This window comes from Prevotella sp. TF12-30 (assembly GCF_003436715.1).
GTDB classification, from domain to species: domain Bacteria; phylum Bacteroidota; class Bacteroidia; order Bacteroidales; family Bacteroidaceae; genus Prevotella; species Prevotella copri_A.
In genome coordinates this window covers 50,412-65,636 of record NZ_QSQJ01000009.1, presented here as the reverse complement: position 1 = coordinate 65,636, position 15,225 = coordinate 50,412, and the positions used below count along the sequence as shown (strand labels likewise).

Annotated in this window: 17 protein-coding genes; 12 read left to right on the top strand and 5 right to left on the bottom strand. The window is 39.6% G+C overall.

Features of this window, described 5'->3' with window-relative positions:
• Positions 1-376: 376 nt before the first annotated feature.
• The 8 genes from DXD25_RS05495 (at position 377) to DXD25_RS05465 (ending at position 7,946) form a co-directional block, all read left to right on the top strand.
• Positions 377-1,225 (top strand): VWA domain-containing protein, encoded by an 849-nt coding sequence (locus tag DXD25_RS05495; protein ID WP_117662143.1) that lies wholly within the window; start codon positions 377-379, stop codon positions 1,223-1,225.
• A gap of 2 nt (positions 1,226-1,227) precedes the next feature.
• Positions 1,228-2,178, top strand: coding sequence for a hypothetical protein (locus DXD25_RS05490; RefSeq protein WP_117662142.1), 951 nt, complete (start codon positions 1,228-1,230; stop codon positions 2,176-2,178).
• 4 nt (positions 2,179-2,182) lie between these two features.
• Positions 2,183-3,250, top strand: a complete 1,068-nt coding sequence (locus DXD25_RS05485) for an AarF/UbiB family protein (RefSeq protein WP_117662141.1) — start codon at positions 2,183-2,185, stop codon at positions 3,248-3,250.
• A gap of 3 nt (positions 3,251-3,253) precedes the next feature.
• The gene (locus DXD25_RS05480) at positions 3,254-5,164 is read left to right on the top strand and encodes a hypothetical protein (protein WP_117662140.1); all 1,911 of its coding nucleotides are present in this window, start codon (positions 3,254-3,256) and stop codon (positions 5,162-5,164) included.
• Positions 5,154-6,383 (top strand): DUF4407 domain-containing protein, encoded by a 1,230-nt coding sequence (locus DXD25_RS05475; protein WP_117662139.1) that lies wholly within the window; start codon positions 5,154-5,156, stop codon positions 6,381-6,383. Before DXD25_RS05480 ends, DXD25_RS05475 begins: the two co-directional genes overlap by 11 nt.
• 6 nt (positions 6,384-6,389) lie before the next feature.
• Positions 6,390-6,560, top strand: a complete 171-nt coding sequence (locus tag DXD25_RS16935) for a hypothetical protein (protein ID WP_182000894.1) — start codon at positions 6,390-6,392, stop codon at positions 6,558-6,560.
• Between the two features lie 6 nt (positions 6,561-6,566).
• Positions 6,567-7,352 (top strand): hypothetical protein, encoded by a 786-nt coding sequence (locus DXD25_RS05470; RefSeq protein WP_117662138.1) that lies wholly within the window; start codon positions 6,567-6,569, stop codon positions 7,350-7,352.
• 162 nt (positions 7,353-7,514) lie between these two features.
• Positions 7,515-7,946 carry a DUF1810 domain-containing protein gene (locus DXD25_RS05465; RefSeq protein WP_233522201.1) on the top strand — a complete coding sequence of 144 codons (432 nt, stop codon included), beginning with the start codon at positions 7,515-7,517 and terminating at the stop codon, positions 7,944-7,946.
• Between the two features lie 479 nt (positions 7,947-8,425).
• Here DXD25_RS05465 and DXD25_RS05455 read toward each other — a convergent pair whose 3' ends face one another.
• Positions 8,426-8,704, bottom strand: coding sequence for a hypothetical protein (locus DXD25_RS05455; protein WP_147327858.1), 279 nt, complete (start codon positions 8,702-8,704; stop codon positions 8,426-8,428).
• Positions 8,705-8,926: 222 nt separating this feature from the next.
• Between DXD25_RS05455 and DXD25_RS17430 the strand changes: the two genes are divergently transcribed.
• Together DXD25_RS17430 and DXD25_RS05450 are read left to right on the top strand one after the other, a co-directional pair.
• On the top strand, positions 8,927-9,049 hold the full coding sequence (locus tag DXD25_RS17430) for a hypothetical protein (protein ID WP_255415682.1): 123 nt from the start codon (positions 8,927-8,929) through the stop codon (positions 9,047-9,049).
• Complete coding sequence (locus DXD25_RS05450) at positions 9,034-9,297, top strand: GH25 family lysozyme (RefSeq protein WP_117662134.1); 264 nt, start codon at positions 9,034-9,036, stop codon at positions 9,295-9,297. The genes DXD25_RS17430 and DXD25_RS05450 overlap by 16 nt, the downstream gene beginning before the upstream one ends.
• A 199-nt stretch (positions 9,298-9,496) precedes the next feature.
• Here DXD25_RS05450 and DXD25_RS05445 read toward each other — a convergent pair whose 3' ends face one another.
• From DXD25_RS05445 to DXD25_RS17125, 4 genes are read right to left on the bottom strand one after another with little or no spacing between them, the layout of a single operon-like run.
• Positions 9,497-9,976 carry a DUF4186 domain-containing protein gene (locus tag DXD25_RS05445; protein WP_117662133.1) on the bottom strand — a complete coding sequence of 160 codons (480 nt, stop codon included), beginning with the start codon at positions 9,974-9,976 and terminating at the stop codon, positions 9,497-9,499.
• Between the two features lie 38 nt (positions 9,977-10,014).
• Entirely contained in the window at positions 10,015-11,547 is a 1,533-nt protein-coding gene (locus tag DXD25_RS05440) for a Na+/H+ antiporter NhaC family protein (protein ID WP_117662132.1), read from the bottom strand.
• 33 nt (positions 11,548-11,580) lie between these two features.
• Positions 11,581-12,102: a methylated-DNA--[protein]-cysteine S-methyltransferase gene (locus tag DXD25_RS05435; protein WP_117662131.1), complete on the bottom strand. Its 522-nt coding sequence runs from the start codon at positions 12,100-12,102 to the stop codon at positions 11,581-11,583.
• A 47-nt stretch (positions 12,103-12,149) separates the two neighbouring features.
• Complete coding sequence (locus DXD25_RS17125) at positions 12,150-12,350, bottom strand: helix-turn-helix domain-containing protein (RefSeq protein ID WP_040553377.1); 201 nt, start codon at positions 12,348-12,350, stop codon at positions 12,150-12,152.
• A gap of 513 nt (positions 12,351-12,863) precedes the next feature.
• Between DXD25_RS17125 and DXD25_RS05425 the strand changes: the two genes are divergently transcribed.
• Positions 12,864-13,877 (top strand): aspartate-semialdehyde dehydrogenase, encoded by a 1,014-nt coding sequence (locus DXD25_RS05425; protein WP_117662130.1) that lies wholly within the window; start codon positions 12,864-12,866, stop codon positions 13,875-13,877.
• 4 nt (positions 13,878-13,881) lie between these two features.
• The gene (locus tag DXD25_RS05420) at positions 13,882-15,198 is read left to right on the top strand and encodes an AAA family ATPase (RefSeq protein WP_117662129.1); all 1,317 of its coding nucleotides are present in this window, start codon (positions 13,882-13,884) and stop codon (positions 15,196-15,198) included.
• Positions 15,199-15,225: the final 27 nt, after the last annotated feature.

Sequence of the window (15,225 nt, the reverse complement as noted above, 5' to 3'; positions counted from 1 at the left end):
ATCGCTAAAAGTTTGGCAGTATCAGGAATAATGCTTACTTTTGCGGTCAGAGTTGGAGCAGACGGAAAAGAACGGCTGCGATGAAGACTCAAATGAATGAGCGTATTGAACGTTATCCTAGAATAGAAATGTGGAAGTTTCGAAATCTGCTTGGATAGTGAACAGTATTCTCACGCCTTTAGGATTATTGTATCCTTTTCAAAATGGGAAAGGAATAATATACCCTTTTGGCGTGGGCTATTGTCCTATGCTAGCAGATAGGTCCTTCCACAACCTCTATTCTGGCGTAAAGGCAATAGTCCCACGCCAATTCATAAAAACTTTAATAACTAATGCAACTTCTGGGAACAAGTTTGCGATATGATTTTTCTTGATTATGGCAAAAAATGACAAACAATGGAGTTCTGCAACTCCTGGTCTTTTAATTATCTTAGTTGATAAATCAGGTTCTATGATGCTTAAATATAAGAATGAGCCTGTTTCAAGAACCGAGTTTGCAACTCGTGTTATAAATCGTGTTATAAATGATATTATAAAGAAGAATTTCAACGGAAAGGAACCTAAGAACCGTTGCTTTATTTCTGTAATTAGTTATTGTGCAGAAGTAAAAGAAGAGTGCTCTGGTTTCTTGACAGATTTGTATAAGTCTCCCAAAAGAATAGAGACCGTGACAAAAAAGGTAAGCGATGGGGCTGGTAGTTTGGTTGATAAAATTGTAAAAATGCCTATTTGGGTTGAGCCAACTGATACTGATACTTGGACTGATATGCGTGGTGCTTTTGTTATGGCTAAGAAGTTGGTGGAGAGCTGGATGGCAGATAAACCAGATAATCCTGCTCCTGTGATAATTAATATATCGGATGGAGTTCCTTATTATGATCATAAGTCGAATAGTGTCTGTGTAGAAGAAACCAAAGCTGTTGCAAATGAAATTATGAATATTTCTAATTCTGATGGTAATGTTTTGATTTTTAATGCAGAAATTGGAGATACTTCAAAAGAGATTATTACTCCTTGTGATGATAATGATGTAAAAAATGGTGGACAGGGAGCCGAGTTCCTTTATGAAATTTCTAGTGTGATTCCAGAGGGATACATTGATGCTGCTCATAAAAACGAACTTCCTGTTAAACCAAATTCTCGTGGTTGTGTTTTTAGTGCAGATGCTGTTAGTTTGATAAAGTTAATTGATTTTGGATCAAGTAAAGGTCTGGGGGATAAGTAAATATGAAAGTAAGAGCTTATATAACTCATAAATTAGAAGAAAGCAATGCTGACTGTCAGGATTACTTTCGTTTAAACTCTGGTAAAAAAAAGATTGCGATATCTGATGGGGTATCGCAGTCTATTTTTTCAGCAAAGTGGGCAGAACTGTTAGTTAAGGAGTATACGGACACTGATGTTGATGATATTTCGGAAAGTATTCCTAAATTGCAAAAAAAATGGCAGGCTTATGCAAGGCAGCAACTTACCGAATTAGAGAGTATAGGTCAGTCAACATGGATGTTGGAGAATTGTTTGATGGAGAGTCAAGGCGCAGGCGCAACTTTTTGTGGCGTTCATTTTGACAAGGATGGAAGTTGGGATGGATATGTATTAGGAGATTCTTGTTTGTTGGAAGTATCTAACGAGAATAAAATTTTGACATTTTACCCATCCATAGAAAATGGCTTTGGTAATAGTCCTGATTATTTTGATAGCTTTAGTAAAGGAAGAGGTGGAATCTTACCAATAAATGGTAAGTTAACTGAAGGAAATAAGTTGCTGCTTGTAACTGACCCATTGGGAGAGTTCTTATATAAAAAAAAGATTGAAAATAAAGAACAAGCCTATATAGAGCAACTTTTAGCATTATCTTCTTATAATGATTTTTTAGATGTGGTGGATAGGTTACGTGCTTCTGAAGCAATGCATAATGATGATAGTACACTTATAATTGTGGAGAATGATGGAAGAGAAGAACTTTCAGTTGTAGATTCTAAGACGATAGAAGATTTGCTTACAAGTGAAAAGTTGAAGTATGGGGAAGAAACAATACAAGAAAACAAGCAAATTGCTTTGGAAAAACTTAATTCTTTAACAGATAAAGATTTACCAAAAAAATGCAGAAAATGTAAAAGAAGTAGAGAACTATTAAATGCTTTAAATAAAAAAATAAAGAAATTCTTTAATATGTAGAAATATGAAATTACCAAGTTTGGAAGATTATGAAATTGCAATAGATACGGAGCAATTGATAAAAGCGGCAGAATTAAAGGGAGGACATCCCGAGAAGCATAACGACGAACTTGTTCGTTATGTGGGGGGATTTTGTGTGGTTTTTCCATTTTGTACTTTGATGAAGAAGTATGCCGTAAGATGTTGGTTTGTTAATGTTTCTGATGCAAAAGAAAGGACAAAACTTATTGCTGATGAACTGCAAAGAATCCAACTTCCATATTTTGTTGGTTTTCATTATTTGGAACAGGGATTGGCTACAAATGAAGGAATCCAACCTGTTGTTCTCATGGATTGGGTAGACGCAATGCCATTTAAGGATTATATTTCACAGCATATTAATGATTCTGTTACGCTAATTCAACTTGCTGCAAGTTTTAAAACGATGGTTGAAGATTTGCATCATTTTGGAATTTCACATGGTGATTTGCAACATGGAAATATTATGGTGAAATCTGATGGTAGTTTGGTGTTGGTAGATTATGACTCTATGTATGTGCCAGGACTCGAAGACTTTGATGATGAAATCAAGGGGTTGGAAGGTTATCAACATCCATCGAGATGGAAGATGAAGAAAATGTCAAGAAAAGCGGACTATTTTTCAGAGTTAATAATATATACGAGCCTGATGACTTTTGCGGAGATACCTTCTCTTTGGAAAGATAAAAATATAAAGGATACCGAGACTATGCTGTTTTCTGCTGATGATATAAAATCAAGGGGAAAAAGTTCAATATTTGCAATTTTAGACTCAAATACTCATCTTGCCCAATATTCTTCTGCCATAAAGAAGGAACTGATGATTGATAATATTGAGGATTTGCAGCCATTGGAAGATGTAGTTGTCTCAAATGAACAAAAAATAGTTTCTTCAGCACAAGAAAAATGGAAAAATAATGGTTATGTACCAGAAATCGTAGATTATTCTAATTCTATCTATTCGATACAAGAAAAATGGAAAGATAATGGTTATTCTGCTTGTAATAAAGAATATGATATTGATACTGATGAAATATCTCAAAAATGGAAATAAGCTATGTTCAAGTTAGATATAGAAGACATTATAACTTCGGTGACTACACCAAAATTAGTGCTTGATGGTTTAATCAAAAATGGAAGTTTTTATACTCTTCCTACTGGTGATGTAGAAATGTATACAGGAGGATTTACATTGGTGTTCCCTGTAGACGTTAAAAGAGAAAAATGGGCTTTTCGTTGTTGGTATGTTGATTTAGGGAATCTAAGAGGGCATTTTCAAATACTTTCACAAGTGTTGTCAAAGTTTGCTCTCCCATATTTCTGTAGCTTTACATATGTTGATGAAGGTATCGTAGTTGAAGGTAAGAAATATCCAACTACCAGAATGAAATGGATAGATGGGAAAAATCTTAAGGAGTATATCTGTATTCATAAGAATGACAAAAACAAACTAAAGAACTTGGCAAATAATTTTGTCAAGATGATAACTACGTTACATAAATATCATATATCTCATGGGGATTTACAGCATGGTAATATCTTGGTCGATGATAATGATAACTTATTTTTGATTGACTATGATTCTGTTTATGTTCCAGAATTGCAAGGTGAGGCTGATATTATTAAAGGTTTGAAAGGGTATCAACATCCTAAACGTGGTGACAATTTGTTGGCAAATGAAAAAGTTGATTATTTTTCAGAACTGATAATCTATCTTTCTATATTGGCGATAGCGGAAAAATCATCTTTAGTTGAAAAGTATCAAGTTGAAGATTCTGAGCAGTTGTTGTTTTCTTTTGAAGATTTCAAGGACTTAGAGAATAGTCAAGTTTATGTAGACTTAATGCAGTTGGGAGGTTTGTTTCCTATTTTGCTCAAGATATTGTCGGATTATCTTGATGAAGATGACATCTGTAATTTGGAACCATTTACGACACTGGTTGACAAATATGCAAAAGAGCCAAAGATAAAATCATTTAAAACCCCTGCAGATTGTTTTGTTGTAGGACAATCTTATATATTGATGTGGGAAGTTGATGATGCTTCTAATATATATATGAATGGAAAGAAAGTTCCTGCAACGATGCGTGAATATAAAGTACATCCATTGAATATAGGAAATGAAAGCTATGAGTTGAAAGTCGAAAATGGATTGAAAACGGCAGTAGCTCAGCTCTCAGTAAATGTTGTGGAGAACGTGAGGATTGAAGTCGGATTGAGCTTGAAAAAACTCAGAAAGAGTCAATCGCAAGCGTCTTTATTGCATTGGGATGTTCAAAATGCAAAGAAAGTCACTTTAGAAACAACAGATGGTGATTCAGAACTTATCCCCTTGAATGGTGAGAAAAAGTGTTCACCAGATGTTTCTACGACTTACACAATAAAGGCAATGGCTCTTGATGGCATAACGGAAGTTTCTAAGTCAGTTTCTATTGGTGTTTTTGCTGAAAGTGAAGTGTTATTTAAGGCAGATAAGACATTTACGTTTAAGGAAGTGCCAGTTACTTTGAGTTGGAATGTAAAAAATGCAAAGTCTGTAAGCTTGGAAAATGAAACTGTTCCTCTTGTTGGAAAGAAAGTTGTAACAACGGATAAGGAAAAACGTTATGTATTGGAGGTGGAGGATGAATTTGGGACAAAACAAGTTCCTTTGACAATAAAGACTATACCTTTGCCTCAGATTAAGACGGTCTTGCTTCCTTTGCCAAAACTTGAGAAAACAATACAAGTGCAGCACAACATACCTGCTCCTAAAGTAGAGCTAAATGTACAAATGCAAGAATTATCAGTTGATATGCAAGGAGTAAATGTGAATTTGAATCCAGCAGCAATCAAATTTGCTAAATTAAATTCTTTGCATCCATTATCAATAAAAATAGGAAGTAGTTTGCGCTCTCGTATTAAGACTGCAATAGATATAATTACGAATAAAGTTGAACATTTAAAATTTGAAAGCGATGAAAAGTAATAACGAGGAGTTGGAAAATATAAAATGGGGAGGCTTTCTTAATGAGTTTCTTTGGATATGTTGTGGTGTAAACCGAAAAGTTTTGCGTCAATGTCCTACAGACTATGCTAAATATGCAGGTATGGGAGGAACAATCTTGTTTACGGCATTAATGGCTTGTTTGTCGGGTAGTTATGCTTTGTATACGGTGTTTGAGAGTAAGGCTACGGCTATAGCCTTCGGAATATTTTGGGGAGCGTTAATTTTCAATTTAGATAGGTTTATTGTTAATACGATGTATTCTGATGGTAAGGTTACCATTAGTTGGCGGGAGTTTACTTCTGGTTTGCCAAGAATTATTATGGCAATTTTTTTGGGTATTGTAATATCAACACCTCTTGAGATGAAAATTTTTGAGGATAGAATCGATTCTCAACTGGTAAAGGATAATATTATGCGAACAAATGCAACTCGTCAAGAAGTGACTAAAGGTAATACTTCGTTGATTCAACGACGAGACAAACTAGAAAGTGAACATAAGGCAATAGAACAAAGATTGGCTGTTGCGAATGAAGAATTGAAAAAGGAAGGAGAAGGCTCAGCGTTGAGTGGAAAAGCTGGTCATGGTTTGATTTATAAAGATAAGGAACGTAATTTGTCCGCAATTGAAAAGGAGTTGCAAACATGGGAAACAACTCATGCGGTAGAATTGAAGGAAATTAGAGAGCAAATTGCTATAAATACAGATAAGGCGAATAGGGACATAGAGAAAGGTAATGAAGAAAAAGGCTTTTGTGTTCGTTATGAGGCTTTTTCACATTTGAAGTCTGAGTCTACTGAGTTATCAATAGTATCATTGGTAATTATGTTGTTGTTTATTATAATAGAGACGGCTCCAACATTCTTTAAAATGATGATTGCTTCTGGTCCATATGATGATATGCTTAGGGCGGAAATGTATCGAGTGCGTGTGCTTGCCGATAAGCAAATTTCGGATTTAAATGATGATATTAATACGGAGGTGACAATTTCAACAGAAAGGAATAGGCACAAGCTAGAGGCTGAAATGAAAGCAAATGAAGATCTGATGAGTAAAATTGCTTTGGCTCAATCTGAAATTCTAAATGTTGCTATTGATGAATGGAGAAAGAATGAATTAAAAAAAGTAGAGGAAAATCCATCTGCTTATATTCAATCTAATGTTCCTGACAATGAGGAAGGTGTAACAATTAATGCTTAATATACAATGAAACAGTTTAAGATTCCCGGAGTATCATTCTCCTTAAATCGGGCACTCGGTATCACGCAGGCTAAACAGAAGTTTGCACGTGAGACGGGGATTCCAACCTCTAAGGCTGGATTAGAAAGAAAAGTGGGTAAGATGGTGTTGAATGCCATCTTCGGAAAAAGAAAATGATTTGAAATGAGAAAGTTGAATCTTCTATCAATGTGTTTTGTGCTTATGGTTATGCTATCTTGTAACCATAAGCCTAAACCTTCTGTGATAGAGGTAAATGCTGACAGCCTATCTGAAACAATAATGAATACAGCGCCAAGTTCCAATGCTAGAACTTTTGTCAATCGGAAAGACACTGGGGAATTGATAGTCTTTACACCGATTTATAATACTGTAGATCTTGTTTGCGGTAAGCGACCAAGCAAAGACACGGATATGTCTGTGAGCTATTGTGCTGAGGCTGCATTTACAGGGGAATGCTTGGATTCTTTTGCGCATCGCAATGTAGCAGGAAATCATGTGTCTGGTGGTATTTTTTATAGAGGCTATGTGGCTAAAACGAATACGGGGGCTTTTGTTTGGTATCAAGGCAAATGGAAGTTCCTGTATGATAGTTACGCTAGTGAACTTAGGAAAGCGGAAAAGCATAGAGGTATGGGCTTTGGACAGAATATGATTATTTATAATGGGCGAGTTATGCCTAGATTTAGAAAGGATAAGCCATTGAATATTTATCGGGCATTATGCGAGCTAGATGGCAAGCTGTGCATTGTTGAGGCTAAGCAAGCGTTGGCTTATAGCGAATTTGTGGAAAAGTTGGCAAACTTGAAGGTCAAATATGCTCTGTACTTAGATATGGGATCAGGATGGAATTATTCGTGGTATCGTGATTCTGTAGGAACTGTCCATGAAATACATCCAATAAAGCCATGGTCTAAATATCAAACGAATTGGATAGTATTTAAAAAGTAAACAATATAGTATGTGCCGTTTCTTATAATTTAATAAAACGTTAAAACGAGGATGAATTTTTTGAAATTAAGTGTCACTTTTGTGAAGTCTTTGAGTGCTTTATTCGTTCCCGGTAAATGCCCCAAACGAATTGATAATGAGAAAATTGTCGCTGGTGAAAGCTTGGCGTCCGATTCTACACCTTCAGACATTATCGGATATCTAAAGGCTCAGCAGCCACACTATGATCTCTTGCGTTTCCTGGATGCACAGGAGGTTGCCTATACACAGGCTTTAAGTGAACTGAAAGGAGGTAGAAAACAAAGCCATTGGATATGGTATATCTTCCCGCAACAGAAGGGACTCGGACATAGTTACAATTCAAAATACTATGGCTTGGATGGCGAGGGTGAAGCCAGAGCCTATGTTGAACATGAAATTCTGGGTGACAGACTCCGTGAATGCTGCAAGGCGCTCTTGCTCCACAAGGATAAGGACATCAAATATATCATGGGAAGCGGAATTGACGTGCTGAAGCTCAAAACTTCTATGTGTCTCTTCAATAAAGTGAGTCCTAATGATGTGTTTGGGGAAGTATTGGATGTTTTCTTTTAAAAACGTTCAGAAAAGTCTTTATCAGGGAACAATAATGTAAAGTAATATATGCAACTATATTTTCCCCATCGACGATAAGGATTATGGTGGTGGTGAAATGGTAGAAGATAAAAATATAGCGAGCAAAAGGAAGTAATCCTTCTGCTCGCTAAGTTTTTATAGTTTCCTTTTGAATTGTCTCAATAATGCTTGTAGAGAACGTTTGGTGTACCAAATGTCAACAATGACGATTTCGTCACGCTCTTTGTCGTAGCGATAAATGAGCTTGAAGTTGTCCATAAGCAGTGCGCTACGATAATCTCGATGAAAATCTTTCAGAATAGGCTCTGGAGAATATGACAAAGGGAACATAATGAGACGAGCGTATATGGCCTCAAGTTCCTTTTTCCATCTCAAAACGCATTTCCTTCCAAACTCATCCCTAGCATATTCGATACAATAGCGTATGTCTTCTTGGGTTGGTGGTAATACACGTATCTTTACCATTCGAATTCGTTTTTGAAATCGGCCATCATTTCTAGAAAGTCAACGGCGTTGCCTGTTCTAGCATATTCTTCTTCACGAGCTAAGACATGATTCGCCAACTCGTCATTATTGCATGATGTCATAAAAGGATATTCTTCGGATTCGTTATGAGCCTCTGTTGCATAATCGTGACGATAGGCAACTGTTGGTTCTTGAACGGTACAGCTATCCTCGAAAAAGCGTTGGGCTTTATCGTTTAGTCGTTCTTTTGAGTTTGACATTATTTTAGTCATATAATAATCCTCCTTAATTTTGGTTACTCTATTTTGTTGCAAAATTACGATTAATATTTGAAAGTACCAAAGTTTTTTTCGCTTTTCTTATGAATAATCCTAAAGAATTTGAGTTTCGTACTTTCAGCCCCCCATTTCATACAATTATCCCCTTACTTTCTATGCCGTTTCAAATAAATTCATTACTTTTGTCCCCTGAAAACAACTAAAAAATAAAATGTAATGAAGAAAGGATTAAAATATACTTTGATTTGCTTAGGCTGCCTGGTTGTATTGGCTGGTGTTGGTCTGGGGATTATGTATGTGGTGTCGCCATATAAGGTGAAGCGATGGGTGGGTTGGTGAAGAAACACTATGGCAAGTATCCTATCATCTATAGCAACGAGAGCTTTTATAATAAGGAGATGGGGGCGAAGTTCAATCGCTATTATCTCTTCATCGCCAATTATAACTCCCGACAACCCTCTATCGACGGCAGAGGAAAGTGCAATATCTGGCAGTATTCCGAAACCGGACATTTGCATGGTATTGGAGAAAGGGTAGATTTAAGCAGATTCATGAATGGTACAACCATCAAGGATTTGATGCTATAGGCAATGATGATTTCATACACGTCACTACAGATCCTCCATTGGGTTATGTCATAGAGTTAAAGCCTTTGGGAAATCTGCATGGTGTCATAGATGTCAAGTTCTTCCTATTTAGACTTACTAACATCTATGCCTAAACACAGGATTATGCAGGTGCCCCAAGGAGGAGCACCGGCATTGTATAGGAAAAAGAAATTCCTTTTCAAACTTGTTTTTCTATCCAAGTCATAAGTACCGACACTGCATATTGCTGTTCTTCTTCTGTCAACTGTCTTCCGGCAGGTATATGATGCCATTTGAAGAAACAACCACGGCAGCAGCAGCCTGTAGCATGCTGGGCAATGAATACAGGATGACCTCTCATCGGCGTCTGCTTGCCGTCATTGGGAATCACTGCAGGAGCAAGGCGTTTGGCAACGAAATCCTCCGCATGCTTACGGATGGTAGCCAAACCCTTTTCTGCAATATAATCCTTATCCTTCTTCGAGAGATGGAAACGGCTGCGGAAAGCTGATTGGGAAAGTCTTTCAAACAGATCTGTCAAATCATACTCTTTGTCTGAAGAAGTATGCTTTTCCTTGCTTTCTGAAGAGATAGAGTCTTTCTGATGATCCTCTATCTCCTCAGGAAACAAATTGAGTTCTACATATTTTGCTTGGTTTACTTTTGAATCTTTTTTCATTTTTAAGAGTCTCCTATATCTATGAATCTCCTATATATTTAATGAATATCAGACTCTTCTGCTACAGATGCTTTGTTTTCCTTGGGTTGTGGGTTGGGTACGAAGCCCAGAATGGCAACCAGACAACTCATCAAAGGACTGATGATGTTGAAGAAGCAGAAGGGAAGATAGACCAGGGTCGGGATGCCAAGGACTGTACTCTGCGTCATACCGCAGGCTGTCCATGGAACCAGCACGCTCGTCACGGTAGCACTATCCTCTGTACTTCGGCTCAAGAGTTCAGGTTGGTAACCTCGTTCGGCATACTCATCCTTGTAGATAGATGCATTCATGATGATACTCAGGAACTGGTCACCCATTACGAGATTGAGCAAGACGCCTGATGTCACGGTACTGCAGACAAGCGAGATGGTACTGTGGATGCTTTTCAGGAGCATGTGGGTGATGGCGTGGAGCATGCCGCTGGCTACCATACATGATCCGAAGCACATGGCACAGAGGATGAGCCAGATGGTATTGAGCATGCCAGCCATGCCTCGGGTGGCAACAAGATCATTGATGTTCGCCATACCGCAATCTACCTGGGTATGGGTATAGCAGGTGGTCATGATTCCTTGAAAGAGGCTTTTGGCAGAAATACAGTCTTCGCCTGCTATCCCTACAAGTACTTCCGGCTGGAGAATGAGGGCACAGATGCATGCTGAAAGGGCTGAAAGCAGAAGGGTGATGAGGGATGGCGTCTTTCGGTAGATGAGCCATCCGGTAAAAGCCGGAACGAGCATGGTAAACAGGGAAATATTGAATCCATGGGTCAGACCGGTAAGATACTGGCTGATATCCACTGGCTTGGAATCATAGCAGAGACCGATGATAAGATAGAGTACCAGTGAGAGCAGGATGCTTGGTATGGTGGTGTAGAGCATATAGCGGATATGTGAGAAGAGATCCGCTCCAGCTATACTCGAAGCCAGGACGGTGGTATCGCTCATTGGCGAGAGTTTATCACCAAAATAGGCACCGGAGATAATAGCTCCAGCCGTGTAAGGGGCTGGTATTCCCAGGGCATCTCCGATTCCCATCAGGGCAATGCCAATGGTGGCAATAGTGGTCCATGAGGTTCCCGTCATCACAGAAATGATACTGGAGATGATGCATGCGCAGGGAAGGAAAAAGGTTGGTGACATAATCTGTACGCCATAATATATCAATGTAGGTACTACGCCACTGATCATCCAGGTTGCTGACATCATTCCGATGAGCAGCAGGATCAGGATAGATACTCCGGCATCGCCCACCGTCTTTTTGATCATCTCTTCAAAGATATTCCATTTCATCCTATAGATGCCCATGCCGAGTGCCACACATACGGCAGTGGCTATCATAAGGGCCACCTGGGAGGCACCGGCCAGGGCATCGTCAGGGAAGAGTTTGACAACCAGGACGATGAGGGCGATAAGTACTGCCAGTGGTATGACAGAAATGAAAGGATGTGGACTAGCTGGCTGCTGAGGTGAGCAGGATGCCTGATTCTCAGCAGCTTGAGTTTTCTGATTATTTTCTTTTTGTTCCATATGTTAATACTCTCTTATACAATTATTTAAAATCTACGTTTTATGTTGTTTTTGTTCTGCTTCAATCTCTAATAACCTTCTCTTTGCATCCAATCCTCCGGCAAAACCTGTAAGGAGATGATTGCTTCCGATAACACGATGGCAGGGAATGAAAATGCTGATGCCATTAGCGCCGATGGCACCTGCCACGGCTCTTGTGCCATTGGAATTACCCAAACTTATGGCTATTTCCTTATAGCTTCTTGTTTCTCCGTAGGGGATGTTGAGCAATGCACGCCATACTTTTTTCTGAAAATCGGTTCCTATAGGGTGCAACGGAATATCGAATGTCCTGCGGCTGCCGGTGAAATATTCATTCAGTTGCTTCTTGGCCAGTTCCAGGATAGGGGATGTTTCTATCTTGAACTCAGCCTTCATATACCGCGAAAGCCGAAGCTTATTGCGCTCTGAACATGGCATTTCATTCCAATCACAAAGGCACAATTCATCGTCCACCGATGCCAGGATGATTTCTCCACAAGGCGAACTGTAATATTGGATGCTTACTTGCTGCATTATATCAGATACGATTGAACAGATTCTTATTTTTCATACAATTTATTTTAAACGGTTTGACGAATCTCATATTTAACCTCCATGCCAAGGATATCCATGATTTTTTCAACCGTCGATAGGGAAGGGTTGCCTTTACCGCTCTCTATTTTCTTGATGGTTGAAATGGCTATCTCAGACATGTCGGCGAGGTCTTGCTGGGTAATCCCCAAGGCCTTACGCTGCAATTTCATTACTTCTTGAATTTTCATACCAAGTAGTGTATTATATTGTACTTTTCCTGCAAAGGTAGCAAAAAAAATCCTAGATTACGCAAGAAAAGGTATAATATATTGTTCTTTTATAAAAAATTATAAGTTCCTGGGATTTTTCTTGGTTATTTGCCATTGAATATTGTTTTTTTCTTAACTTTGCATACACAATTCATTATAGAAGTTATGTGAACGGATGATTTCGCTGTTTTTCTTTTGAACTACTAAACGTAATTGCAACTATTTTTCTCCGTTTTTATGCAAATTCTTGCAGAAAAGTAAGCAAAAAAGATAAAATTGCAGCAAAAAGCAATAATTTTTGGGATTTTATGCTTGATATTGTAGAAAAAGTCTTAACTTTGCAGCGGATTTGAGAGGATAAGCGGTTTTTGGCTGACAAAACGGTGAAAGATCATCGGGCTGGAAGATGAGAAATCATCGGGCTGGAAAGGAGCATCCCTTCTTTTCCATAAGATTCACTTATAACAACTTTATAAATTAAAAGATTCGATTATGAAAGTAGCAATTGTTGGTGCAAGTGGCGCTGTAGGACAGGAATTCCTGCGTATCCTTGCTGAGAGAAATTTCCCTATGGATGATTTGGTGTTGTTTGGTTCTGAGCGTTCTGCCGGACGAAAATACAACTTCAAGGGAAAGGACTATGAGGTCAAACTTTTGCAGCATAACGATGACTTTAAAGATGTCGATATTGCTTTCACATCTGCTGGTGGCGGCACTTCTGAGGAGTTTGCCGAGACTATCACTAAGTATGGTGCCGTGATGATTGATAACTCTAGCGCATTCCGTATGTGCGACGACGTGCCTCTGGTTGTGCCTGAGGTTAATGCTGAGGATGCCTTGAACCGCCCTCGCAACATCATCGCCAACCCTAACTGTACCACCATCATGATGGTTGTAGTGTTGAAGCCTATCGATGACTTAAGCCATATCAAGAAGATCCATATCTCTTCTTATCAGAGTGCTTCGGGTGCTGGTGCTGCTGCCATGGCTGAACTTGAGCAGCAGTATAAGGATATCATCGAGACTGGTAAGACTGAGCATATCAATAAGTTCCCTCATCAGTTGGCATATAATGTCATTCCACAGATTGACAAGATGACTCCTAACGATTACACCAAGGAGGAGATGAAGATGTATAACGAGACCCGCAAGATCATGCACTCTGATGTTCGCACCAGTGCTACCTGCGTTCGCGTTTCTTCACTTCGTTCTCACTCAGAGAGTGTTTGGTTCGAGACAGAGAAGCCATTGGCTGTAGAGGACATCCGCAAGGCTTTGGAGGCTGCTCCAGGCGTAACTGTAAAGGATGATGCCCAGAACTACGTTTATCCAATGCCATTGGAGAGTGCCGGTAAGGACGATGTATATGTAGGTCGTATCCGCAAGGATTTGGCTGATGACAATGGTAACACATTGTGGTTGACCGGCGACCAGATTCGTAAGGGTGCTGCCCTGAACGCAGTTCAGATTGCTGAGTACTTGATTAAGGTGGGCAACGTAAAGTAATTACATGCTGGAAAGATTCAAACTTTTGCTCCAGGAGATGAACCGGGGCATTTATGAAAAAAATACTGAAATTTCGCTCTCGCTTCTTGCCGCTTTGGCAGGCGAGAGCGTTATTCTTTTAGGACCTCCGGGTGTGGCGAAGAGTATGGTGGCCAGACAGTTGAAGACGGCGTTCTGGGATGCTCAGAGCTTTGAGTATCTGATGTCTCGATTCTCTACGCCCGATGAAATCTTCGGTCCGGTGAGCATTCAAAAACTGAAGATTTCGGATACTTACGAGCGTGCGGTGGAGGGTTATCTGCCTACTGCCGATGTGGTTTTCCTGGATGAAATCTGGAAGGCGGGTCCTGCTATCCAGAACACGCTCCTCACGGTGATTAATGAGAAAATCTTCAGAAATGGCAATCGCGAAATGCATCTCCCTCTGAAACTTCTCGTGGCGGCTAGTAATGAGCTGCCGGCTAAGGGAGAAGGACTGGAGGCGCTTTGGGACCGATTCGTGATTAGAATAGAGAGCCGACCGATTAAGCTGGAGAAGAATTTCCGTGCAATGCTGCTGGAATCTAATGAGTCTCACACGGATCTCACAGATTCCACGGATGAGGCTAATGTTATGTCCAAGAAGTCTTCTGTAAAGCAAACACTAATGGGAGTAGAAATATCAGAAAGAGATTTGTTTATTTCTGAGGATACAAAGAAAAAATCTGTGAGATCTGTGAAATCCGTGTGCGATATAAGAATATCCCCTGAGGAGTATGCTGAATGGGCGGAGAAAATCTGTAAGATTGGCGTGAAGGAGGAGGTGCTTGATGCAATTTCCGCCATCCGTAAATCTCTGAGAGCCGTGAATGTGGATGAGGCTGCCGAGCGCAGAAATATCTATGTGAGCGACCGCCGATGGAAAAATATCGTTCGTCTGCTTCGCACTTCTGCCTTTATGCAGGATAGGGAAGAGGTGGATATCTGCGACCTGCTTCCTATCTACCATTGTCTGTGGCAGGAACCGGAAGAGCGGGATGCAATCCGAAGCATCGTGATTCGTGCACTCTTTTCTCCTTTCGCAGAAAAACTCGTGGAGATGAAGAATGCGCTTGCCGAGGATATCAAGTATCATCGGGTTCGCAGAAATCCTGATGATGGCAGAGATTATGAGGGGGAAATCGAAACCCTTTCGGATGGCTTGACTTCGCTGGAAAGGCAGTTGGGCGAGAATCTCTTTGTGTCTTCGGATGATAAGGCTGAAATTTCGGCCTATCTCCGTGATTTCTATAAGGAGTTGGCGTTTACCCGACAGGATACGATGAAACTTTATGAGGTTTAATCGCCTCCAGTTACTTATACATTATTA